Below are 21,272 nucleotides of genomic sequence, written 5' to 3' on the forward strand. Positions count from 1 at the left end.
GCTTGTCACGAAGCAATTCGGTGCAGCATCGCAAGCTGATGGAATTTGGCAGCAAGGTTGGTATAACGAGCCGCCAACGACTGATTTGAGAGCAGCGAGACGAGTGTACAGATGGGGATGACAACGTAAAAGAGCTACTTGCTAGTTAGCAGGATGCGATCTATGTATTTAACACCAAGAGAACTCGAACGTTTGACTATTTTCACTGCTGCTGAAATTGCGCGGCGGCGGAAGGAGCGAGGAATTAAGCTAAATGTTCCAGAAGCGATCGCTTACATTACAGACTACATCGTAGAAGGAGCAAGAGAAGATAAATCTGTTGCACAACTGATGTCAGAAGGAGCTAGTTTGCTAAGTGTAGATGACGTTTTGCCTGGTGCCGCAGAGTTGATTCCATTAATTCAAGTAGAAGCTCATTTTTTAGACGGGACAAAATTAGTCAGCATTCACAATCCAATTCGCCCTGTAGAGGTACGCGAGGTACATTGATGGTAGAAAACAAACAACTAATTCCTGGTGAAGTTCTCTGCGCATCCGAACCTATTTCTCTCAACGCAGGTCGCATTGCCAAAACAATTACGGTGACTAACATTGGCGATCGCCCTATCCAAGTTGGCTCTCACTATCATTTTTTTGAAGTCAACCGAGCGTTGAAATTTGACCGTGCAGAAGCTCTTGGCTTTCGATTAGATATTCCAGCAGGTACTGCTGTTCGCTTTGAACCAGGAGATTCTAAGTCAATTACTTTGGTTGCAATCGGTGGCAGTCGGTTCATTCGCGGACTCAATAGTTTAGTCAATGGCGCGTTGGATGCTACTGAAACGACAAACAAGGCATTAGAGCAATTACAAGTAATGGGGTTTGGCGACAAGTAGTAGGAGTGCGTGTATGGAAATCAGTCGCGAACGCTATGCAGAATTGTTTGGACCTACTGTAGGCGATCGCATTCGCTTAGGGGATACTTCTTTAGTTGTAGAAGTAGAACGAGATACTACTGTTTATGGCGATGAGTGCGTTTTTGGGGGAGGTAAAACACTACGAGATGGTCTAGGAATGGCAGCCGGTGTAACAGCTAGCGAAGGCGCATTAGACCTTGTAGTTACAAATGTAGTATTGATCGATCCTGTTCAAGGAATTGTTAAAACGGATGTTGGTATCAAAAACGGCAAGATTGCTGGTATTGGTAAAGCAGGAAATCCAAGCATCATGGACGGCGTGTGTCCAGATTTAATTGTCAGTGCTAATACGGATGTACGCGCTGGAGAAGGTTTAATTGCTACGCCAGGTGGAATTGATTGTCACGTTCATTTTGACAGTGCTGGACTATGTGCAGAAGCACTTTCAAGTGGTGTAACAACAATGTTGGGTGGTGGGTTAGGTCCAGTAACGGTTGGAATTTGCTCTAGTGGCGCTCGCAATCTGGGAATTATGCTGCAAGCTGCTGAAGGATTTCCAGTTAACTTTGGTTTTTTGGGGAAAGGCAGTTCAAGTCTTCCTGAAAGCTTAGTTGAGCAAATTGAAAACGGAGCTTACGGACTGAAAATTCACGAAGACTGGGGTGCAATGCCAGCAGTGATTGATACCTGCTTGTCAGTGGCAGACAATTATGATTTCCAAGTACAACTGCACACAGATACGCTCAACGAGTCAGGATACGTAGAAGATACTTTGGCAGCGATTGCTAAACGTACAATCCATATGTATCATGCTGAGGGTGCAGGAGGTGGACACGCACCTGACATAATCAAAGTAGCTGGTTACTCCCACTGTCTTCCATCTTCTACTAATCCAACTAATCCCTATACTGTTAATACATTTGACGAACATTTGGATATGGTGATGGTTTGTCATCACTTAAATCCTAAAGTGCCAGAAGATGTAGCATTTGCTGAATCGCGAATTCGGGCTGAAACGATTGCTGCTGAGGATATTTTGCACGATATAGGTGCAATTAGTATGCTAGGTTCAGACAGCCAAGGTATGGGTCGGATTGGAGAAGTGATTTGCCGCACTTGGCAGCTTGCTTCCAAAATGAAGGATCAGAGAGGCATACTAGCAGAAGATAATGAGCGCAACGATAATCATAGAATTCTTCGATACTTAGCTAAATACACGATTAATGTTGCTAAAACTTGCGGTATTGATAGCTATGTCGGTTCTATCGAGCCTGGCAAGATAGCCGACCTTGTTCTTTGGAAACCTGGTTTTTTTGGCATTAAGCCTGAAACAGTTATTAAAGGCGGTTTTATTGCTTGGGCGGCAATGGGCGAATCAAATGCATCTCTAATGACTTGCGAGCCTATCTTGTACCGTCCCCAGTGGAGTAGCTTTGGTACGGCGTGTCAAGCAACTTCTGTCGGATTCGTAACTCAAGCGGCGCTAGAAAAAAACTTACCTGAGCGATTAGGTTTGCGAAAGCAACTTCTTCCTGTACGCGGAACGCGATCGCTTTCTAAAGCGGATATGGTACGCAATACTGCTTGTCCGGAAATTGAAGTCGACCCTGATACATTTCAAGTCAGAGTTAACGGCGAGTTGGCAACTTGCGAACCTGTTTCCAAAGTTCCGCTAGGTCGGTTATACATTTTTAGATAGCATGGAAAGCATGATGAACCACACAGCAGCACGAGTTGGAGTGGGAGGTCCAGTTGGTAGTGGCAAAACAGCATTACTGGAATGTTTAATACCAGTACTTATGCAACGTGGAATTGAAGTTGCCGTAGTAACAAATGATCTCTTAACTCAAGAAGATGCCAAGCGACTCAAGCATAAAGGATTTCTACCAGCAGAACGCATTATTGGAGTAGAAACAGGTAGTTGTCCTCATACAGCAATTCGCGAAGATCCAACGATGAATTTGCTTGCCGTTAGCGACTTAGAGCGCTTATATCCTCAGTTAGATTTAGTATTTATAGAAAGCGGTGGCGATAATCTTGCATCGACTTTCAGTTATGACTTAGTAGATGCATACATTTTTGTGATCGATGTAGGTGCAGGAGATGATATTCCTCGAAAAAATGGTCCAGGCTTTATCCAAGCCGACTTGGCTGTGATTAATAAAATTGATATCGCACCTTACGTTGGAGCAGATTTAAATTTAATTCGCAAAGAAGCAGGGGAACGTCGCAGCCAAAACCGGATTGCTTACACCAACTGTAAAACTGGTGAAGGATTGGGCGATGTTATTGATTTTATTGAAGAAACGGTTCTATTTCGCCAGTCATGTAAGAACATATCGGTAGAAGTTTGATATGGTTGCAAGCAATTCTGGCACACAACTTGTAGCTAGCGGTTCAGCTTCTTTTGGATTAAAACATCCTCAAGTACAGGTGGAGAAATATAATCTTTACTTGCGTTTGTGCTGCGATCGCGACCAACAAACGTTTGTTGCGCATCAGTATGCGACGTATCCGTTCCGCCTTTCACGTACATTTCGTCTCGATAAATCAAGTTCCAGTCGAGCTTATTTGTATTTGATGAATGTATCCCCAGGGTTACTTGCTGGCGATAGATTGCACATTGGCATACAAGTGGAGGCAAATGCTCGTGCTTACTTGACGGATCAATCAGCAACAAAAGTACATAGTATGCCAGTATTTGGCTCGATTGCTAGAACAAGTTATAACATTAAAGTCGGTGCAAAAGCTATTCTAGAGTTAGTTCCAGAACCTTTAATTCTCTATAAAGAAGCAAGTTTTGAACAGTTTACAGAAGTATCACTTCATTCTACAAGCCAGTTGTTTTTGAGCGAAATTATTGTTCCTGGAAGACTTGCGAGAGCAGAATACTATAAATTCAATTGTTATCTTAGTCGGTTGCGAGTTTTATCAATAGAAGGAGAGTTAATTTTTGGCGATGCTATGCGGTTAAATGGAAATTTAAATACTTTTAAAGATAGTTTTTTCTTTTTAAAGTTTCCTGTTATTGCAAATGTTGTAGTTGTACTGCCAAATACTGAGTTAAGTAGTTTGGTGAAAAAAATAGATGTTCTACAAGAGTACTCTTCAAAATTAATTTTAGGATATTCTCATCTACCGAACTGTAACGGTTTATTAGTCCGAATTATGGGAATTAATATTAGTAGTGTCAAAATATGCATTCAGCACATACTTAGCTACGTACGTCAAATTAGCAATCAACCACATTTACCAGAAGTTCCTAAATGAGTACGATTGACCTTGCTTACACTTACCTTGGTAACTACATAAACAACCAAGAGCTACAACAAAAAATAGAAGCTGCACGAGCAGCAAGGCGCTGCTTAGACATAGAACTTGGGCAAGACGATCAAGCCAAGAGTAGAATTTATACAAAATCTACATCTAATGTTCCTATCGGAATTATTAAGAAGCGGGGATGGATGCTAAGTGAGGGAGACGTATTTAAAACACAGCAAGGAAATTTATTAATTATACATCTCAAAGCTTGTGAGTTAATGGTACTTAGTTTTTCAAATGAGCAGTCAGGATATGCGCTTCCACTAATTCATTTGGGGCACACTTTGGGAAATCATCATTATCCTATTTTTGTTACTCAAGATAAAATTTACATCCAATTAGTTGCAGATAAAGATATTATCGAGAAAACCATTCAGAAATTTAATATTCCTGGATTAAAGGTGACATATGAAACTCAATCCTTTGAGCATTATTTAAAATTGACAAGTAATATGCATTTCCATTCTCATTAAGAGTAAAGCGATTTCATCCATGAATAGTTTTACTTTTTCAATCAATAATATTTGCTATGAGCCAGAACTTAAGTTTAGATCGACGATTAGCTTTAATGCAATTAGCTGATTCTTTTTTTCCATCAGGTTCGTTTACTCTATCTCATGGCTTAGAAGTACTAGTTCATACTAAGCAAGTTCAATCGATAGATGACTTTCAAAACTTTCTTAGGTTACTACTACACAACAAAATAGGTTCGGCTGATTTAATTGCTTTAGTACACGCTTATCGAGCAAGTGAGCAAAATAATGTAGCAGAGGTTCGTAACGTTGACCTTAAACTTTTTGCTCAAACACCGATTCAGGAGATTAGAGAAGCTCAACGCAGAAGTGGTAAAGCGCTGTTAAGTGTAGCTTGTTCAACTTGGGACGACCCTCAGTTGCAAGCGATTCGTGCTTATACTGAAACAGGATACACACCTTGTCTTCATCCAATTATCTTCGCTATAGTAGGTCGGGCTGCAAATTTAACGGAGGACGATACTATATTTGCCTTTCTGCACAATTTTTTGACAGGTTTATGTGGTGCTGCTATTCGTTTAGGCGTTTTGGGGCATCTCAAAGCTCAATTCGTTATCAAAGAAATAGCGGTTGATTTACAAGCAATAGCTCATCAAGCATCTTTATCTGATTTAAACGAAATGCAGTCTTGTGCGCCTTTTATTGATATTGCCCAGATGACGCACAAACAACTTTCTCAAAGGTTATTTAGCAATTAACTCACTTTATAGTATCGTTATTGAGTCTTGGAGATATTATAAACTGTTCAAGCTTGTTGGGTTTACTCGTAAGCAGACCTGCTTCAATCTCAGATAGCACCTTAAGTTTCATCTGCTCTAAATCTCGGAATACTGCGGCAGCATCCTCGCTATTAAACTTGTAATACTCGGTGAGACTGCCAATTTTATAGTTGAAGTTCTTGTAGCGATATTTGAAATACTTTTCTACATTTCCGCGATGCTGCCAAGTGCCGAGAACTTCAATTGTTATAGACTTGAAGTGCTGCTTTAAGTCGCGCTGTATCTCCACTAGCCGTTGTTCTATTGAACGCTGCGTGACTCCAATTTTGTGTAATGTATCACCATCTGCCTTAATTTGTAAGTAGTACAAAGTTTGTCGTAGAATTTTTTGATACTGAGCGCAGTAGATTTTGTAATCTATGAGGCGTTCGGGAAAGAACAAGCTGGAATTAGAGGCGAGTTCGGCTTTTTGTTTTAGATTAAATAGCTTTTCTAGTAACAACGGTTCTTGTACGTAATTGAACAGTTCTAGAGGAAGTGCAGCTACTGGAATTTGCCCTAAACGAGTAAATTGATACTCTAGGGTAGAGGATTCTACCATTTGCAATAGACCGTGCCAGATGAATTGCTTGGGAACAGCAAAATGGGGAATACTACATTTCTTAACTCCGTATTCTCGCCAAAGCACTTTTAATTTTTCTAGTTCTTCCCCAGACAAGCGGATACTGAAATCGTCATATAAAGGTAATGTTGGTAGTTCTCGGTTTTTGCTCACTACCATAAACTGACAGGATTTATCAGTGTGTGCGAAGTGATGTTGCTTAATTCGTCCTTTCTTTGCGGTTAGCTGACCTCCGCAGTAGGGGCAGATCAGTTGAGTTTTGCCGCTGGGAACATCTTCTATGTCCACTAAAACGTTGTTTGCATCGACACCATACCTCAGCCACATAGATCAAACTTTAGGAAGAACTGATGCTGCATTATGCCATACTTCAGAAGAATGTTTGGCTTTTTGAGTCAATAGTAAGTTAAGCTACTACTTTAAATCATTGCTTGCTTTATCCCATAAGTAACGGTCGAACCAATCAGCTACAAAGGGTACTAAACTGGCGTTGCTAGAGAACTTAATTCCAGTCTGAAATTCTTGAACTTCTCCATTTGGCGTTCTTCTTGGAAAACCAACTAATAAGTGCTTTCTATCTACGACAAACAAGCTAATTCCAAACGGAATATTTATATAGCGGTATTCAACCTGGGAATCAACGCCTTCTTCTATGAAAATTCTCATCCTGTTTTGAATATAAGTGCGAATGCTATCTTTCATTTCTGTAGATAAGTTATGGTCGTAACCTATTATTACTCTGTATACAACACTACTACGATTCTCTTTGCTGTTTTTAAGCTGCTTGTTTAATGCATTTAAATACCTTCCTGGAATTGGATCGCTTACTATAGAACCCGCGAAAATTAAAAGGTTAATTTCGGCTTCTGCATCTCGAACATATTGAGTACTGATATCAAACATCTCATCATAACCTTCTACCTTTTGAGCAGTTACTGCTGTTTCAACTATTCGCTTTGTTTCTGCTAGCTTTTGGCTTAAGCTTTCAAGTTTTGTGAGACGTTCCAGCCCAATGGCAATTCCTAGAACCCCTATTAGTGAAAGAATAATTTGAGGAATGTTATGTTCTATGTAAGGAATCTTAAGTCCACAAAAATCAAGTAATCCGATACCGGTTCCAATCAAGCTGATAACTATTGCTGTCCATATTGTTACTTTTTCAGCTATTTCCCCTACTTCTATTTTTACTTCCACACTATTTGAATTATTCATGTTTTTACCTAGTTTTTTATAGTAGTATTTAAAAATATAGTTTAGATTTTTATTCAACAATTACATTTATGTGTATTAATAATTGCACTTATATGCATTTCAAAATAATTATAATTTCGGCAATAGTTATACCTAAGTGCCTTATGGTATGCTAACTGGCGAGCATTGATTGGCAAGTATTACTAATCGCTCATGGTACAGCATCGAATTGCGGTAGCAGCTAGAAAGGGGGGTGTGGGCAAAACTACAGTTGCTTGTGGTTTAGCATCGGTCTTCGCCCACTTAGGACATCGCGTTCTTGTAGTAGATTTAGATCCGCAGTCTAATGCAGGATACGTGTTGGGAATTGACCCTACTGCCCCAGGTACTGCTGAATTATTGTCTGGAATTTTACCAACGCCTTTAGAAGCAGCTTCAGGGTTGTATATTTTACCAGGTGGACCTAAGCTAACAGGACACAATATTCAAGCATCAGACCCAGAGGATTTAGCAGATGCAGTTGCGTCGTTAGATTATGACGTGTTGATTTTCGATTGTCCTCCTGGTGTTGAGTACCTAGAACGCTTGGGCTTAGTTGCTGCTGACGTAGCGCTGGTTTGCACTGATGCGCATCCGCTTGCGGTTGTTGGTGCGGGTCGCGTGTTGAATGAGTTGAGTTTGCGGCAGAAAAAAGGACGCAAGGGAGCCTCGCGATGGGCTTTAGTGCTGAGCAAAATTGACTTACGCCGTTCGATGGATCAGGCGTTAGACCAGCAATTAGCCAAAACTTATCCGTCGCTCAAACGCCTGACTGTTCGCCAAGACGCGGCTTTGGCGTGGGCGGGTGCTGAAAGGATGCCGCTAATGCAGTACGACCCTAACTCTAAAGGGGCGAAAGATTTACAAGTTGTAGCAGAGTGGGTGTTAAATGGCTAGACCTCGAAAACGCGCTGATAGTGCATCGGTGTTAGAGCAGGCAACGATTGTGGCTGATGCAATCCACGAGCAAGACCAGGAAGCTGCTTCGCAGTCTGAAGCCGATCGCATTCAACGCATTAATTTGCCTTTGTCTCGAATCAGCCCCAGAGCAGAAGATACCCGTCCATTACGCGACTCCCATGTCAAAGACTTGGCAGAATCAATTGGCGCTTTGGGGTTGATTGAACCGTTAGTAGTAGACACAAAAGGTATTTTGCTAGCTGGCGGACATCGATTAGCTGCAATTCAACTGCTTAAGGAAACTAATCCTGAACTTTATCAGCAACAGTTTCCTGACGACCTCATCCCTGTACGAGTCATGCCGTTTGATGCTGAAGCCGAACCAGAGCGATCGCTTCAGGTAGAGTTAGCAGAGAACGAGAAGCGAGTTAATTATTCGCGCGACCAAATTGAGCAATTAGCAGAGCGGCTGCGATCGCTTAACTATCGAGATATCCCTGGTCGTCCCAAAGCAGGAGAAAAAGCGCTGGGTCCGGCTCTTGCTGTAGCGATTGGCGTATCTGCTCGATACGTGCGCAGGGTTCTTGCCGAGCAAACTGACCAGTACAAAAATACTAGGAACTCAGTTCCTAATTTATCGAAACTCAAGGCACTGCGGAAGATTGAAGCAGCATTAGAGGAATTAATTAGCTTGCCTGAGTCAGAGCAACCAACGCGTGCAGAGCAGAGTTTGTACAAAGCTATTCCGACTTTCTTAAAGAAGGTGAAGGCTAGTCTTGAGCAAGAAAGTAAGAGGCACTAACAAGCGGTAAATCTTCATTAAATTCTTACAGAGACTAAGTGATTTTCCTATTGGTTTCTTCAAAGAAAATTAGCCATTCTGGAGAGTAAATCATTCATGAACGATTCACGCTAACGATGAATCATTCAACAACTCACCGCGAGGTTCCGCGACGGTTAGCCGTGTTGATTTTGTCTCAAGAGCGGGGACGAAGTCCTGAATGTCCGCTCGATCCGAGTTTAATCAGCAAGTGGTGTGCCGACCTTGGCTTTGAACTAGGGTTGCGGTATTTCACCGAAGACCAGTTTCAGCAGCTGAGGGTTGTCAATCAACACTACGCTTCTGGCGGAACCCGAAGGGAACTTTTGCAGAAACTAAGGAAGATCCAAAATGGTAACGCTTGAAGATTTGATGCAACATGGCAGCCGCCGTAAAGTTGAAGCTATTGCCGCCAAGATGGGCTACCCCAAAGGGACAACTCAATTTCCTGATGAAGTTTTGGAGGAGGTCAAGAACCAGTGCAGCAAGAAGCGCTCGGTTAGCGCCAAAGCTGCTGATGCGGCGGAAGACGAGGCAGCGAATACAGCTGAGGCTGATTTAAAAAGCATTGAAGTTGCCGCAGAAAATCGCGCTGCCGGAATGTTGGTAGCACTCGATACACTAACTATGGTTAAGTGTGCTACTCGCAAGTTTTCTGATTCTCATCTTCAGCAAGCAGTAGATGAATCGCAGGGAAGGCTGCGGCAGTTCCTCAGTGGTGTAGCGACAGTGTATGACCCTGAAGCTTTTTTAGCCCAAACCCCCCTAGCCTTGGAAGCAGCTGGGGAGAGTGGTTCGATGCGATCGCTTCCAGCCAACAGCAACTTGTCGCCGAGTACCGAAAAAGAAGTCAAGCCAGAACCAGGGCGCAAATCCTCATCGGCACGTTGATAGCGACCGCTGTTCTTGGACTTTATCTAAAGCCGCACGTAGAGTGTAGAAGTCATTATGGGCATCAAGCAACATCGACGCAGACTCGCTAGCGGTGAGGAGCGGATTTATATTTATGAGGTTAGCGACGAGCAGCGGCGGAGTGTAGGAGTTGTCACGAGTTCCAGTTCCGATTCCGTTTCACCACCCTTCTATAGAGTCGAAGAAAAAAATCGCATTGTTGCTGCACTGCAAGCTGATTCTAGTTTGCTCGTTATCGGCGAACCTGGTTGCGGGAAAACAACTTTATTAGATAGCGTTGCTGTCGCTTTGGCTGAAGTTGGGTTTCCTTTAGCAACAATTAATCCGGCTACTCCAAAGCAAATCTTACTCTCAATTGCCTCTCAGCTTGGTGCTGAAACCGAATCAATAGAGGGTAAGGCGTTAGCGGTAACAGGGTTGATGGAGGCGATCGCTGATTTTTTGAGCGAGAACACGGCTTTTCTACTCATCGATGATGCCCATCGTTTATCGGTCTCAATTCGCTGTTGGCTGGAGGAACTGCACAATGGCGGTCAGCCGATGCTACTAGCTGCTTCGCGTCCGCCTGCTAAAGACATTTTTCTCAAACTACCTCGAATTGAATTACAACCTTTGTCGCACCGCCAAATTCGGGAGATCATGGAGCAAGCTGCCAGAGAATTGGGGATAGAACTATCTGCTGCGCAGCTAGCACAGCTACAGCAAAGATGTGGTGGAAATCCGATGCTGGCTAAGCGAGTGGTTAGGGAAGAGTATTTAGGGTTGGAGGAAAGTAGTCCAGACCACACGCAGTGGGTTGACGGTACTCCGTTTCTGATTGCTGGATTAATGGTTTTTACAATTGTTAGATTTATTGGTTTAGGGCTAAATAGCACTTCACTCTACCTTATTGGCGGACTAGTTGATGTCACAGTGGGAATTGTGCGCTTACTATTGTTTAGCTTGCCTAAAAAGTCGGTGAGGTTAGGACGGTGAAAAGTATTACACACGCACTTTTTGCTACTACTGCGACTTCGCTAGTTTTGGGAACGGCTGAACCTACACTGTTACTGACAGGTGCTTTAGCTTCTCAGTTGCCAGACGTAGATACCTCGAAGAGCATCCCAGGACGCATTTTGTTACCACTGTCATCGTGGTTAGAGAAACGATATCCACACCGCACGATTACTCACAGTTTCTTAGCAACAGGGGCGATCGCGCTTGTTACTTTACCTATTGCCTTCGTTGCGATCAAGTTATGGCAGGCTTTAGTGTTAGGTTATTTTTGCGGTTGGTTTGCAGATGTTTTTACTAAATCAGGCGTAGCAGCATTTTATCCATCAGCAGCGCGACTCGTGATTCCAGGTAATCCGCAGTTGCGGTTATCAACGGGCAGCAATGCTGAATATTTTGTCATGGCGGTGCTAATTCTAGTAGCGATCGCTAGCATAAGCATTAACAGCAATGGCGGTATTTTAAGAACTTTTAACTCGACACTAGGTATTCCGTCAGGTGCTGTTGAAATTGTTAATACCGAAGGGTCGCAGTATTTACTAATGGCTCAAGTATACGGTCGTTGGGCGATCGCTCAGCAGTCAGTCAATGAAAAGTTTGAAGTCGTGCGACCGCTGACGCAAACAGATTTGTTGCTAAAGAATGCTTCAGGCACTCTTTACAGAGTTGGTAGTTCGCAGAATTGTCAGATTATTGCTAGCCGAATTTTAGTTGAACGCAGCCGCCCTATTAAATTACAAGTACAAGAACTGCAATTAACAGATGAAGTTATTGCTGAAGTTTTGGCACAGTATCAAAGTTTTACGAGCGAGCGAACTTATATCAATGGCACTTTAGCTGTTGAAGATGCTGAAGATTTAGTCATACCGACTCATGCAGATTCCTTCGATACGATTACTTTGCAACAGCAACGCGAAGTGGGAGTCGTGCGGTTAGAGTCAGCAAGTCCTGCGGAAGTTCTCAGCTTGCTTGGCGATTACTACGCATCTGGCAGTTTGATTATTCGGAAAGTTGAGGTATTGTGATGTTTCAAAAAAAAGCCAAGCCATTGCCAGAGCCAGTACTAAAAGTAGTTCGCCATGCACCAACAGCATCGCCAACGGTAACTTCATCTGGCATTCAGTTAGGAGAAAATATTTACTGGAATCCTGAACTTTTACCTAATGCTCATATCGCGATTATTGGTGCTAGCGGTTCGGGGAAGACGCAAACCTTGAAGGCGATCGCGTATGAAGCTTCTAAAGTCTTCTCCCTGCAAATATTTATTGTGGACTTTCACGGCGACCAGCAACTAGAGGGGGAGGTTTGCTACCACCTAGATATGGAATCGCCGCACGGCATTAATCCTTTAACTATTGATAAAGATACCAAGGGTGGTGGACCAGCACTGCAAGCAATCGCTGTCGCAGCAATTTTGAAAAAAGCCTTGTCGATGGGACCTAATCAGGAAGGATTGGTGATTGAGGTTCTAAATAGCTGTTACACAGCGCGAGGCATCGTTCAATCAGATCCCAAAAGCTGGGAGCAAGAACCCCCAACATTTGCTGAGCTAAAAGCTGAAGTCGAGCAACGTATCGAAGAGGGTTGTAAAGAAAGTCAGAAGTTGCTTCTGAAGCTGGCAGCAACGTTTCAATATGGTATTTTTAACCGTCCTCAGCCACCGCTTAATGCACCAATTATCCGGTTTGACTTATCCGCACTTGGCAAAGTTCCAGGTTTAGGCGCGATTGCTGCTGAATCTTTGGCGAAACAGCTAATGGATAGTCATCGACTGCATGGCGAAATCGAGGGCAAAATTCCTCGTACATTTCTCTTCATCGACGAAGCCAAGGAGATGTCAAAGTCGTTGATGTGCGATCGCATTACGGCTGATGGCAGAAAGTACGGCTTAGCTTTAGTTCTTGCGTCCCAATCAGAGCGACACATGAGTTCTGATGTTATTGGTAATTCTGCTACGAAGATTGTGTTACCTGTAGACCAAGCGGAGGTCAAATCAATTGCTAAAAAATTTCGCTTTGCTGAAGAGAGAGTAGCGCGACTTTCTCCTTTACAAGCACTGTGTAGATTCGGTAAAGATGCAATGGAGGTTGATATAGTACCTTATTTTCAGCGCTTGGAGGGTGAGAAATGAACGAAATTTCGATATTACCTCCTCTGGAAACTGCTAAAAAGCAACCTCACGCGCAGAGAACAGCAGAGGTATTTCGAGCTTTAGATGAAGCTCAAGCGCAGGGCATTACAACTTATGATGCGCTAATTAATTATGTTCGACAAAAGACAGGCACGGGTTGTTCGCGGAAACTGATTAGTAAGTGGAAGAAAGAACGCGCTACTTCTGTAAAGAGCGAATCTAATGTACAGAATCTGCTAGAGGAAACTGCGGTTACTGCTTTAGATAAAGAGGTTCAACCAGAAATACAGCAGCTTGAAACTAGTGATACAACAAATCATCAATCGCTGGTAGATAACTTTAAGTTCATTAAACAGTTACAGTCAGTTCAATTGCGAAAAGTGCTGATTCCTATAGCGGCGATTAGTATGGGATTAACATTGCTAGTGCAAGTGAAACCAACGTTGGGCGATCGCGTTACAACTAATACTCAAGCAACAACGCCTGTACCCGCACCGAGTAGCACCAATGTACCGCGAACGTTGAAGTTTAGCTTATCAGTATCTAGTCCGGCGGATCTTAAAGTATCTAAAGGAGATACAGTAGAAGCGGGACAAGTGATAGCCGAACGAGTTGAACAGCGCGATCGCCTGCAAGCTGAACTTGATTCTTTAAATCTTCAGTACCAGCAGCTTCAATCTCGTATAATTCCCAAACCTGCCTCTCATGCTCCAGTGCCGTTGATTAAACAACTACCACCAATTTCCTATGCGGAGGAAGAAGCAGCAATTCAGGCAGCGGAAAGTAATTTAAGGCAAGCAGAACGCGCTTTCTCGTTACAGCAGCAGAGTATGCGCTCTTCACCAATTGCTGAATCGAATGCTGTGCAACGCGCAGTTGTCGAGGTGGAGAACAAACAACGCCTTGTTGATAATCAGAAGCGGAAGCTTGATGCTGTAAGTACGCTAAAAGACTTGCCTGCTGCTGTACTCGAACACGAGCAGGAGGTATTGAAAGCGAAGGAAGCTGAACTCAAACAGGCTGTTGCTGACCAAGAACTTTTCACAGCTAAGTTAGAGGCAGCATCGCGCAATCAAGTTGAAAAGTTACAGCAGTTAGGTGCTGCTGTAGAAAAGGCAAGGGCAGATTTACAAGTCGCGATCGCCAAGCTGCAAACTAAAAAAGACATGAGAGCGCATCAAGAATACGAAGCATCGGTCGTTGCTGCAAGAAGGATAGAAGAGCGAAATGCAGCGCAGGACAGTCATTCGCGCAATTTATTAGCAGCCGAACAGCAGGAGCGCGATCGCCAATTTCAGCTAGCACAAATCAAAGCCAAAATCGACAATGTTAATAGCCAACTTACAAATCTGTCAGTTGTTACTAGCCCGTATGATGGTGTCATCAAAGCAATCAAGTTCCGCAAGCAGTCTAACAATGATTTGCACGTTGAGCTTACACTTAGCGTTGATGCTGCCACTACAACCAGCAGTAGCTCAGGGTCAGAGAGCGCAACTACAGCCCCAAACAGAGAGTAACTCTCAACCAACGGAGGTTCCTGAATTAGAAGCTGGGCAAGAGGAAATACCAGAACCTACTCAAAGTAATCCTTTAGAACCAGCAGGAACTGACATTGACGTGATTATCAAAACTCGGATTAACGATGATTTGTGGGAAGCGATGAAAGGTGACTTACCGTGCTTAATCGCGACTCGCGAGTGTATCTCTGAGTTACAAGCAACGGCAACTGGGCGCAATCCTTTGCTATTGGAGATTGACGAGCGTATTGAAGAAATCAATGCCAAGATTGAACAAGCGAGGGCGAGTAATAAAAAATCTATTCGGCTTAGTGTTCTTACGCCAGGATTGCAAGCGCTGCTTTCACCACAAGCAATTACTCAGAACGGAAAGACACGGACGACTGGGGGATTTTTATCAAACATTCTTTCAATCTTTACTAATCCTGTAGGCATCGTTGATAAACTACTTTCTGCGGTTGGCGTACCCCTACTACAATCAGCATTTGGCGGTAACGAGCAAAATCAGAGAAATGCAATCGCTATTTCTGACCTTCAGGTAAAATCTGCTGAGTTACAACGAGGACGTGCCGAACTCGCACAAAAGATTCGCGAACAGGTGTATTTGGCAGTGTTTGATTATGACGACGCAGCGCGTGAATTTCAGATTGCTCAAGAAGTAGCTAAACGCGATGCAGCTAGGATGCAGCTACTAGAAGTAGAATATCGCTTTGGTGAAGGTAATACCAATAGTTATTTGAATAGCCTTAATAGCTTAGATGGAAGAAAAGCGCAAACTTACCGAGCATGGGCAACGCTGCGATCGCGGCTTGAGAAGATTAAGTTGTTAGTGTTAGGGGTAGACGAGTAATTGCTTTTATGAGCAAACCCACCCCTCATTAAATTGCAATATGCTCAAAATACTGCCAGCACTCAAGACGGATAGGATACTTCCAGCACTAAGGACGCTTAAAAGACAACCAGCGCTACCGATACTTAAAATACTGCCAGCACTACCAATACTCAGGATACTGCCAACGCTACCAATACTTAGAATACTGCCAGCACTGCCAATACTTAGGATGCTACGATAACTCATCCAACTCAAAATACTGCGTTCTGAATTAAGCCAGTTTTTACTCATCATTGTCTCCACAATCAACGAATGGGGGGATTTTACCACAGTTGCACAAAGCAGTCAGTTTGAGCGATTTTCTCACTGAGGAATTCCCCAGTGAGCAGTAAAGGTGCACTCAAAGTATGTATATGGATAGTTAGTCTAAGCAGGTGACGCGATCGCTCTTTGAGAAAGTTAAACTGGCAACTTTGATAGTCGATCAGAAAACCAGCAGTGAATTACAGTGAATGCGGTTACGTACTTCAATTGATTGATCGTCAAAATGAAAGTAAGTTTTTCTTTGAATCCTTTGAGATTATTATCGTTTATAACTTTGCGATATTCGCTTATATTAATAGGACTAACTAATCCCCAAAGTTCCTTCCAAGTAAGCTTCTGGTAAATAGCCCAATTACCGATAGCGCAACACCGTACCTTCATTATCAGTTGTTTTCTGTTTCGGGCAGGATGACGAACAACAGCATGGGGAGAATAGACAACTTCATACCCTGCTTTAAATACTCGCTGTCCCCACTCTTTATCACCTAATGCTGGCAGCTGGTCGTTGAATAATCCAACGCTTTCAAGCACTTTTCGGGATGTAAACACGTTAGCGGTTGCACCATAGTGATGGCGAACGTAATCTTTTTGTCTTAAGTAGAAGATCGAGTCAACGTATTCGGGAACAGTGGGGCGATCGCCTTTGAAGAAAAATTCAATATGTCCGGCAACTAAGCCAATGTTGGGTTGTGCTAAGAATGCTTGAACTCCTGCTGCAATCCAATCATTTGCAGGAATGCAGTCAGAATCAGTAAAAGCAAAGATCTCGCCTTTAGCAGCTACTATGCCTCGATTTCTGGCAGCGCAGCAACCGCGTTTTGGTTCGTGAAGTAATTGAACATTGGGAAACTGCCTAACAACGGCTTTAACTTTGTCAACATCGTCAGAACTATTGTCAACGACAATCACTTCGTATCTGCTGTAAGGATACGTTTGATAGTAAAGTGCAGTTAACGCTTTATACAGGCGATCGCTATCGTTGTAGACCGGAACGACTACACTTACAAAAGGCTGGTTCATAGTAGAAATGCCCCTCTCGTAAGGGGCACGAGAACTAGTATGTTTGGGCTTAACTAGCTAGCCAAGGTGTAGTTACTACTACCGCCGCTCCAACCTTCTGGGAAGTAGGCTTTACCTTGACGACAGAATGGCAATTCTTCAGAAGTCATAGTACTCGGAGTAAATCTAGTTATCTCCGAGCCTGTAGAGCCAGAGGCACTAATAGGCATTACAGAAATTGGAGTACTAGCAAGCGGATAGCTCGGACTGCTTTTAACAGAAATCATGCCGCAAGCATTTGCCTTAGCACGCCGCGTTGAGGGCACGTTGTTGAATGTAATTTCTTGTCTAGAGTAAGGAGCTAACCCAGTAAAGTAAATTACATTATTGGAATCTTTGAATACCGAAGCAGAGGGAGCAGCGGAGGAGAAGGCTAAATTACCATCAACGCACCGAGGAGTTGAACCGACAGGAAGACTTGACATCTCGTAGGCGGCTCCATCTTTTGTAAACGAAGAATCAGTATTAATTGGAAACGAGGAGGAGCTACGCAAAGCTACTACACCACAAGCATTAGCTGCAACGCGCCGAACTCGAGGAGTACCAGAATACTCAAGTAAATAAGTTCCGTAGCTGTTCAATCCTGTAACCGTAACGCTACCGTCATTACCTTTGGTAGCTGTAACGTTAGCCAAAGCAGGTGTTGCAGTTGTGGCAACAGCGATGAGGGACGCAATTGCGGCAGCAGTTTTTTTGTTGTTCATGATTCAATTTCTTACGAGAAGGGAATAATCTACCTAGCGAGGCTGCTACTGCACTCAATCCCCTCAGCAGCCTCCACCAAATTAGCTTTGCAATTGCTGTGGCAACACTACGGAAGATACGGATTTAAATATGAAGAGTTTAATAAGGTATTCAGTTAATGGTTTGCCATTTGTAGCGATTGCTCTTGCTGTTGGTTTTGCTAATTATCCGAAGTTTGTTGCTCCTAGCGCAGAGTTAGAAGATGAAGGACGCGGTAATAAAGTAGTTCACGCTCCTCGAAGGCGAGAACTTCCTCAATCTGAAGAGTATCAAGTTACTAGCGTTCATGATGGCGATACTCTTACAGTTCAGGGAAATTGGGGGAAGCAGAAAGTTCGATTGTGCGGGATTGATGCACCTGAACTTGATCAACCATTAGGTTATGAAAGCCGCGACTTTGCGCGATCGCTCGTTGCTGCTGCGGGTAACAATATTATCCTGATGCCAATTGAGAAGGATCGTTACGGTCGAACGGTGGCGGAAGTATTCGTAGTCTTGAAAGATGGTCAAGAACAGTCTTTGCAGGAAGAATTGCTGAAGAGCGGTTTGGCTTATGTTTATCAAAGATACATATCAGGTTGTTTTAATGCTGAGTCGATGAAGGAGGCTGAAGCGATCGCTGTTTCTAAACGCATTGGCGTATGGAGTGGCAATCATGAAAAACCTTGGGATTACAGAAAGAGAAAGCGATAGGTATAGATGTTTTAGTTTAGAAATGTAGTATGAAAATTATAGTAGAATTGCCAGTTTTTGATAGTCTTTTACCGACAGAACAGACTGAAATACTTCGACGCATTGAGAGTAATATCAAAGCAATTGCTGCGGAGATGAATCAGCCGTGTCGAATTGCAGGATGGATGAGTACAAAGACTTTAAATTGGAAGTTTTATTTAGCAGAAGATGAGTAAATTATTTCACTCCTCAGTGTGGGAATACTAAGACTGATAAGCGTTCAGAACCTTACAGATGAAAAACTCTGGTTTTACTTTAATTGAGTTACTTGTAGCAATTGCTGTTGCGGGGATTTTGGCAGCGATCGCTGTTCCTGGTTGGCTCTCGTTTGTACAACAGCGGCGATTAAGCGTAGCGGCTGACCAGATGTATCGTGCTGTAAAAGCTACGCAAGCTGAAGCTAAGAAAACTAAAGCAACGCAAACATTGCAACCTGCTACAGAAATTGATTCATCTGTTAGTGTTACTTATCCTACACCCACACTCTCTTTCGATCATCGAGGTGCTGTAAAAGCAGGGGCTGTGCCTTACCATATTAATCTAACTGTAGAAAATGGTGGAAGTAGTTCACGCTGTATAGTGGTTAAAACACTCTTAGGTGCAACAACTACCGGTAGAAATACACAAGAATGCAATCAACTAGAAATAGCACAGTAATTACTACTTTTCATATCGATGAATGAGATGAGTTGGACTTACTAAGTCTCTTGTTGCTGTAAAGTCAGGAAACTACAAGATAGTTTGTCAACTAATTAGTATTAATGATGTTCGAGTATCAGGTTTAACAGTTTAAAATAGTATTTTGTACTTCAATTGCCATAATGTGATGTGATGATGCAACTGAAGATATGGCAACATCGACAGCAATGCCTCAGTCTGCAATTGTGTACGGAGCTTGTCCTCATGATTGTCCAGATACCTGCTCAATGATAGTAACTGTAGAAAATGGTCGAGCGGCTAGAGTTGCGGGCAATCCAGATCATCCGTTCACGAAAGGAACGCTGTGCGGTAAGGTGAGCGATTATCTCGACCGAGTTTACAGTCCTGATCGCCTGCTTTATCCCATGCGACGAGTTGGAGCGAAAGGCAGCGGGCAGTTTGAGAGAATAAGCTGGGATACTGCGTTAGATGAAATTTGCGATCGGTTCAAGCAAATCATTCAAGATTATGGTTCAGAAGCAGTTCTGCCTTGTAGCTATTTAGGACATGAAGGCTTACTAAACGGGCTAACAGTAGGCGATCCGTTTTTCAATCGACTTGGAGCAACAGTGAGCGAACGCACTTTTTGTGCTTCTTGCTCCAGTGCTGCCTACTTGATGACTTGCGGTCCAACGCATGGCACTGATCCAGATACATTTGTCCACTCCAGATACATCATTGTTTGGGGTTGTAACGTACTTACGACCAACGTACATCTATGGTCATTCATTCAAGAGGCTCGCAAGCGCGGGGCAAAGCTGGTTGTTATCGATCCAGTTCGCAATCGCACGGCACAAAAGGCAGATTGGCATATTCCGATTCGTCCAGGAACCGATGGAGCTTTAGCGCTCGCCATGATGCATCTGATAGTTAATAATGATTGGGTAGATGCTGACTACATTGAACGTTATACGACTGGCTACGCAGAACTAAAGCAGCACGTTCAGCAGTATTCACCAAAATGGGCATCGGAAGTGACAGGCATTCCGGTGCAAGATATCGTAACTCTGACCCGCGAGTATGCTACCACTCCACCCGCTGTTATTCGGCTGGGCGTAGCGTTGGAGAAGCAAGCTGGGGGCGGGCAGGGAATTAGAGCTATCTGCTGCTTGCCTGCCTTGATTGGAGCGTGGAGATATTTGGGTGGTGGGATTCTACAAGCACCACTCTGGCCCTTCCCAATTCGGTGGGAAGCTGCTCACCATCCAGAGTTCATTCGTCCAGGCACGCGAGTGGTAAACCTGTGGCAACTTGGAGCGGTATTAACAGGAGAATTGCTGCTAGAACCGCCGATCAAAGCGCTATTTGTCTATAACAGCAATCCGGTTAGTCAATCGGCAGAGCAAAGTAAAACACTAGCAGGATTGATGCGAGACGATCTATTTACGATTGTTAGCGAACAGTTTATGACCGACACGGCTCGCTACGCTGATATTCTGCTGCCAGCAGCAACACAGGTTGAACATCTTGACTTGATGTTTTCCTGGGGGCATACCTACGTTACTCTCAACAATCCAGCGATCGCTCCACTAGGTGAGGCAGTAGCTAACACTGAGTTATTTCGCCGTCTTGCTGTAAAGATGGGCTTTGAAGATGAGTGCTTCAAACTTAGTGATGAAGCGTTAGCAATGCAAATTCTCGATTGGTCGGCTCCTGTAATGCAGGGCATTGATATGGAATTATTGAAGCAAAAAGGTTACGCCAAGCTGAAAATTGATTTGGTACCTCACGCTGAGGGGAATTTCCCAACGCCATCAGGTAAGTGCGAGTTTGTGGCATCCGAACCAGTCAGCACTAACTTTGTAGTGTCAGCATTCCGGCAGGGATTCGAGGAATATGAGCCTGGGCAAACTTTGCCTTTGCTACCTACTTATATTCCACCTAGAGAAACGGTACAAAGTAACCCAGAACTAGCACGACGCTATCCGCTTAAGTTGCTGTCTATTAAACCACACCAGTTTCTCAATTCCTGTTTTGCTAATCTTCCGAAACATCGGAAGCTGGAAGGCGAATTTAATGTAGTGATTCATCCGAGCGATGCTGCAAAACGCGGAATCGAATCTGGGCAAAAGGTTAAAATTTTCAACGATCGTGGTGCATTTCAAACAGTTGCGCTAGTTAAAGACATAACGCAGCCTGGTATTGTTGTAGCTCCATTGGGGCACTGGCGCGCATTCAACCAAAATAACAATACGCTCAACGCAGCAACATCATCAACCTTTACAGACATGGGACATGCAGCAACGGTGGGAGATACCTTGATAGAAGTTGCAGCGATTAGTTAGTTT

Annotated in this window: 25 protein-coding genes; 20 read left to right on the plus strand and 5 right to left on the minus strand. The window is 43.5% G+C overall.

Annotated elements, in window-relative coordinates; translation table 11 throughout:
* The first annotated feature begins 162 nt into the window (after window positions 1-162).
* Genes B1A85_RS15635 through B1A85_RS15665 form a run of 7 tightly spaced genes read left to right on the plus strand, consistent with a single transcriptional unit; the run spans window position 163 to window position 5,448 of the window.
* Window positions 163-489, plus strand: coding sequence for an urease subunit gamma (locus B1A85_RS15635; protein ID WP_104547815.1), 327 nt, complete (start codon window positions 163-165; stop codon window positions 487-489).
* On the plus strand, window positions 489-875 hold the full coding sequence (locus B1A85_RS15640; protein ID WP_104547816.1) for an urease subunit beta: 387 nt from the start codon (window positions 489-491) through the stop codon (window positions 873-875). The genes B1A85_RS15635 and B1A85_RS15640 overlap by 1 nt, the downstream gene beginning before the upstream one ends.
* Before the next feature lie 13 nt (window positions 876-888).
* Complete coding sequence (ureC, locus tag B1A85_RS15645; RefSeq protein ID WP_104547817.1) at window positions 889-2,595, plus strand: urease subunit alpha; 1,707 nt, start codon at window positions 889-891, stop codon at window positions 2,593-2,595.
* Window positions 2,596-2,608: 13 nt separating this feature from the next.
* Window positions 2,609-3,250, plus strand: coding sequence for an urease accessory protein UreG (gene ureG / locus B1A85_RS15650; RefSeq protein ID WP_104547882.1), 642 nt, complete (start codon window positions 2,609-2,611; stop codon window positions 3,248-3,250).
* Between the two features lies 1 nt (window position 3,251).
* A complete protein-coding gene (locus tag B1A85_RS15655; protein ID WP_104547818.1) occupies window positions 3,252-4,166 on the plus strand; it encodes an urease accessory protein UreD in 915 nt (304 codons plus the stop codon).
* Window positions 4,163-4,690 carry an urease accessory protein UreE gene (locus B1A85_RS15660; protein ID WP_104547819.1) on the plus strand — a complete coding sequence of 176 codons (528 nt, stop codon included), beginning with the start codon at window positions 4,163-4,165 and terminating at the stop codon, window positions 4,688-4,690. Before B1A85_RS15655 ends, B1A85_RS15660 begins: the two co-directional genes overlap by 4 nt.
* A 56-nt stretch (window positions 4,691-4,746) precedes the next feature.
* Window positions 4,747-5,448, plus strand: coding sequence for an urease accessory protein UreF (locus B1A85_RS15665; RefSeq protein ID WP_104547820.1), 702 nt, complete (start codon window positions 4,747-4,749; stop codon window positions 5,446-5,448).
* Between the two features lies 1 nt (window position 5,449).
* On the opposite strand, the gene B1A85_RS15670 is transcribed toward B1A85_RS15665, so the two are convergent.
* Both B1A85_RS15670 and B1A85_RS15675 read right to left on the minus strand, forming a co-directional pair.
* On the minus strand, window positions 5,450-6,418 hold the full coding sequence (locus tag B1A85_RS15670) for a competence protein CoiA family protein (protein ID WP_104547821.1): 969 nt from the start codon (window positions 6,416-6,418) through the stop codon (window positions 5,450-5,452).
* Between the two features lie 87 nt (window positions 6,419-6,505).
* Complete coding sequence (locus tag B1A85_RS15675; protein ID WP_104547822.1) at window positions 6,506-7,303, minus strand: hypothetical protein; 798 nt, start codon at window positions 7,301-7,303, stop codon at window positions 6,506-6,508.
* A gap of 192 nt (window positions 7,304-7,495) precedes the next feature.
* Between B1A85_RS15675 and B1A85_RS15680 the strand changes: the two genes are divergently transcribed.
* From B1A85_RS15680 to B1A85_RS15720, 9 genes are all read left to right on the plus strand, one after another.
* Window positions 7,496-8,218, plus strand: a complete 723-nt coding sequence (locus tag B1A85_RS15680) for a ParA family protein (RefSeq protein ID WP_104547823.1) — start codon at window positions 7,496-7,498, stop codon at window positions 8,216-8,218.
* Window positions 8,211-9,023, plus strand: coding sequence for a ParB/RepB/Spo0J family partition protein (locus B1A85_RS15685; protein WP_104547824.1), 813 nt, complete (start codon window positions 8,211-8,213; stop codon window positions 9,021-9,023). Before B1A85_RS15680 ends, B1A85_RS15685 begins: the two co-directional genes overlap by 8 nt.
* A gap of 116 nt (window positions 9,024-9,139) precedes the next feature.
* Complete coding sequence (locus B1A85_RS15690) at window positions 9,140-9,406, plus strand: hypothetical protein (RefSeq protein ID WP_104547825.1); 267 nt, start codon at window positions 9,140-9,142, stop codon at window positions 9,404-9,406.
* A complete protein-coding gene (locus tag B1A85_RS15695; RefSeq protein ID WP_104547826.1) occupies window positions 9,393-9,932 on the plus strand; it encodes a hypothetical protein in 540 nt (179 codons plus the stop codon). The genes B1A85_RS15690 and B1A85_RS15695 overlap by 14 nt, the downstream gene beginning before the upstream one ends.
* Window positions 9,933-9,989: 57 nt before the next feature.
* Window positions 9,990-10,928 carry an ATP-binding protein gene (locus tag B1A85_RS15700; RefSeq protein WP_104547827.1) on the plus strand — a complete coding sequence of 313 codons (939 nt, stop codon included), beginning with the start codon at window positions 9,990-9,992 and terminating at the stop codon, window positions 10,926-10,928.
* The gene (locus B1A85_RS15705) at window positions 10,925-11,971 is read left to right on the plus strand and encodes a metal-dependent hydrolase (RefSeq protein WP_104547828.1); all 1,047 of its coding nucleotides are present in this window, start codon (window positions 10,925-10,927) and stop codon (window positions 11,969-11,971) included. Before B1A85_RS15700 ends, B1A85_RS15705 begins: the two co-directional genes overlap by 4 nt.
* Window positions 11,971-13,077 carry an ATP-binding protein gene (locus B1A85_RS15710; RefSeq protein ID WP_210404502.1) on the plus strand — a complete coding sequence of 369 codons (1,107 nt, stop codon included), beginning with the start codon at window positions 11,971-11,973 and terminating at the stop codon, window positions 13,075-13,077. The genes B1A85_RS15705 and B1A85_RS15710 overlap by 1 nt, the downstream gene beginning before the upstream one ends.
* On the plus strand, window positions 13,074-14,594 hold the full coding sequence (locus B1A85_RS24720) for a hypothetical protein (RefSeq protein WP_210404503.1): 1,521 nt from the start codon (window positions 13,074-13,076) through the stop codon (window positions 14,592-14,594). Before B1A85_RS15710 ends, B1A85_RS24720 begins: the two co-directional genes overlap by 4 nt.
* Entirely contained in the window at window positions 14,527-15,444 is a 918-nt protein-coding gene (locus B1A85_RS15720; protein ID WP_104547830.1) for a hypothetical protein, read from the plus strand. The genes B1A85_RS24720 and B1A85_RS15720 overlap by 68 nt, the downstream gene beginning before the upstream one ends.
* A 6-nt stretch (window positions 15,445-15,450) precedes the next feature.
* Here B1A85_RS15720 and B1A85_RS15725 read toward each other — a convergent pair whose 3' ends face one another.
* The 3 genes from B1A85_RS15725 to B1A85_RS15735 form a co-directional block, all read right to left on the minus strand.
* Window positions 15,451-15,720 (minus strand): hypothetical protein, encoded by a 270-nt coding sequence (locus tag B1A85_RS15725; RefSeq protein WP_210404504.1) that lies wholly within the window; start codon window positions 15,718-15,720, stop codon window positions 15,451-15,453.
* Window positions 15,721-15,885: 165 nt separating this feature from the next.
* Complete coding sequence (locus B1A85_RS15730) at window positions 15,886-16,770, minus strand: glycosyltransferase family 2 protein (protein WP_104547832.1); 885 nt, start codon at window positions 16,768-16,770, stop codon at window positions 15,886-15,888.
* 53 nt (window positions 16,771-16,823) lie between these two features.
* A complete protein-coding gene (locus B1A85_RS15735; protein WP_104547833.1) occupies window positions 16,824-17,513 on the minus strand; it encodes a hypothetical protein in 690 nt (229 codons plus the stop codon).
* Window positions 17,514-17,643: 130 nt separating this feature from the next.
* On the opposite strand from B1A85_RS15735, the gene B1A85_RS15740 reads away from it, so the two are divergent.
* The 4 genes from B1A85_RS15740 to B1A85_RS15755 all read left to right on the plus strand — a co-directional run bounded on the left by B1A85_RS15740 (window position 17,644) and on the right by B1A85_RS15755 (window position 21,269).
* On the plus strand, window positions 17,644-18,246 hold the full coding sequence (locus tag B1A85_RS15740) for a thermonuclease family protein (protein WP_104547834.1): 603 nt from the start codon (window positions 17,644-17,646) through the stop codon (window positions 18,244-18,246).
* A gap of 29 nt (window positions 18,247-18,275) precedes the next feature.
* The gene (locus B1A85_RS15745; RefSeq protein WP_104547835.1) at window positions 18,276-18,461 is read left to right on the plus strand and encodes a hypothetical protein; all 186 of its coding nucleotides are present in this window, start codon (window positions 18,276-18,278) and stop codon (window positions 18,459-18,461) included.
* 58 nt (window positions 18,462-18,519) lie between these two features.
* The gene (locus B1A85_RS15750; RefSeq protein WP_104547836.1) at window positions 18,520-18,942 is read left to right on the plus strand and encodes a Tfp pilus assembly protein FimT/FimU; all 423 of its coding nucleotides are present in this window, start codon (window positions 18,520-18,522) and stop codon (window positions 18,940-18,942) included.
* A gap of 191 nt (window positions 18,943-19,133) precedes the next feature.
* Entirely contained in the window at window positions 19,134-21,269 is a 2,136-nt protein-coding gene (locus B1A85_RS15755) for a molybdopterin-dependent oxidoreductase (RefSeq protein ID WP_210404505.1), read from the plus strand.
* Window positions 21,270-21,272: the final 3 nt, after the last annotated feature.

Source organism: Chroococcidiopsis sp. TS-821, assembly GCF_002939305.1.
Taxonomy (GTDB): Bacteria; Cyanobacteriota; Cyanobacteriia; order Cyanobacteriales; family Chroococcidiopsidaceae; genus Chroogloeocystis.

Bases quoted from the DNA above. Each gene is read 5' to 3' on its own strand.
- B1A85_RS15640 (WP_104547816.1), top strand. From the start codon at position 489: ATGGTAGAAAACAAACAACTAATTCCTGGTGAAGTTCTCTGCGCATCC.
- B1A85_RS15755 (WP_210404505.1), top strand. From the start codon at position 19,134: ATGGCAACATCGACAGCAATGCCTCAGTCTGCAATTGTGTACGGAGCT.
- B1A85_RS15735 (WP_104547833.1), bottom strand. From the start codon at position 17,513: ATGAACAACAAAAAAACTGCTGCCGCAATTGCGTCCCTCATCGCTGTT.
- B1A85_RS15670 (WP_104547821.1), bottom strand. From the start codon at position 6,418: ATGTGGCTGAGGTATGGTGTCGATGCAAACAACGTTTTAGTGGACATA.
- B1A85_RS15675 (WP_104547822.1), bottom strand. From the start codon at position 7,303: ATGAATAATTCAAATAGTGTGGAAGTAAAAATAGAAGTAGGGGAAATA.
- ureG (WP_104547882.1), top strand. From the start codon at position 2,609: ATGAACCACACAGCAGCACGAGTTGGAGTGGGAGGTCCAGTTGGTAGT.
- B1A85_RS15655 (WP_104547818.1), top strand. From the start codon at position 3,252: ATGGTTGCAAGCAATTCTGGCACACAACTTGTAGCTAGCGGTTCAGCT.
- B1A85_RS15635 (WP_104547815.1), top strand. From the start codon at position 163: ATGTATTTAACACCAAGAGAACTCGAACGTTTGACTATTTTCACTGCT.
- B1A85_RS15750 (WP_104547836.1), top strand. From the start codon at position 18,520: ATGAAAAACTCTGGTTTTACTTTAATTGAGTTACTTGTAGCAATTGCT.
- B1A85_RS15695 (WP_104547826.1), top strand. From the start codon at position 9,393: ATGGTAACGCTTGAAGATTTGATGCAACATGGCAGCCGCCGTAAAGTT.
- B1A85_RS15690 (WP_104547825.1), top strand. From the start codon at position 9,140: ATGAATCATTCAACAACTCACCGCGAGGTTCCGCGACGGTTAGCCGTG.
- B1A85_RS15745 (WP_104547835.1), top strand. From the start codon at position 18,276: ATGAAAATTATAGTAGAATTGCCAGTTTTTGATAGTCTTTTACCGACA.
- B1A85_RS15740 (WP_104547834.1), top strand. From the start codon at position 17,644: ATGAAGAGTTTAATAAGGTATTCAGTTAATGGTTTGCCATTTGTAGCG.
- B1A85_RS15665 (WP_104547820.1), top strand. From the start codon at position 4,747: ATGAGCCAGAACTTAAGTTTAGATCGACGATTAGCTTTAATGCAATTA.
- B1A85_RS15660 (WP_104547819.1), top strand. From the start codon at position 4,163: ATGAGTACGATTGACCTTGCTTACACTTACCTTGGTAACTACATAAAC.
- B1A85_RS15685 (WP_104547824.1), top strand. From the start codon at position 8,211: ATGGCTAGACCTCGAAAACGCGCTGATAGTGCATCGGTGTTAGAGCAG.
- B1A85_RS15730 (WP_104547832.1), bottom strand. From the start codon at position 16,770: ATGAACCAGCCTTTTGTAAGTGTAGTCGTTCCGGTCTACAACGATAGC.
- B1A85_RS15720 (WP_104547830.1), top strand. From the start codon at position 14,527: ATGCTGCCACTACAACCAGCAGTAGCTCAGGGTCAGAGAGCGCAACTA.
- B1A85_RS15700 (WP_104547827.1), top strand. From the start codon at position 9,990: ATGGGCATCAAGCAACATCGACGCAGACTCGCTAGCGGTGAGGAGCGG.
- B1A85_RS15710 (WP_210404502.1), top strand. From the start codon at position 11,971: ATGTTTCAAAAAAAAGCCAAGCCATTGCCAGAGCCAGTACTAAAAGTA.
- ureC (WP_104547817.1), top strand. From the start codon at position 889: ATGGAAATCAGTCGCGAACGCTATGCAGAATTGTTTGGACCTACTGTA.
- B1A85_RS24720 (WP_210404503.1), top strand. From the start codon at position 13,074: ATGAACGAAATTTCGATATTACCTCCTCTGGAAACTGCTAAAAAGCAA.
- B1A85_RS15725 (WP_210404504.1), bottom strand. From the start codon at position 15,720: ATGATGAGTAAAAACTGGCTTAATTCAGAACGCAGTATTTTGAGTTGG.
- B1A85_RS15680 (WP_104547823.1), top strand. From the start codon at position 7,496: ATGGTACAGCATCGAATTGCGGTAGCAGCTAGAAAGGGGGGTGTGGGC.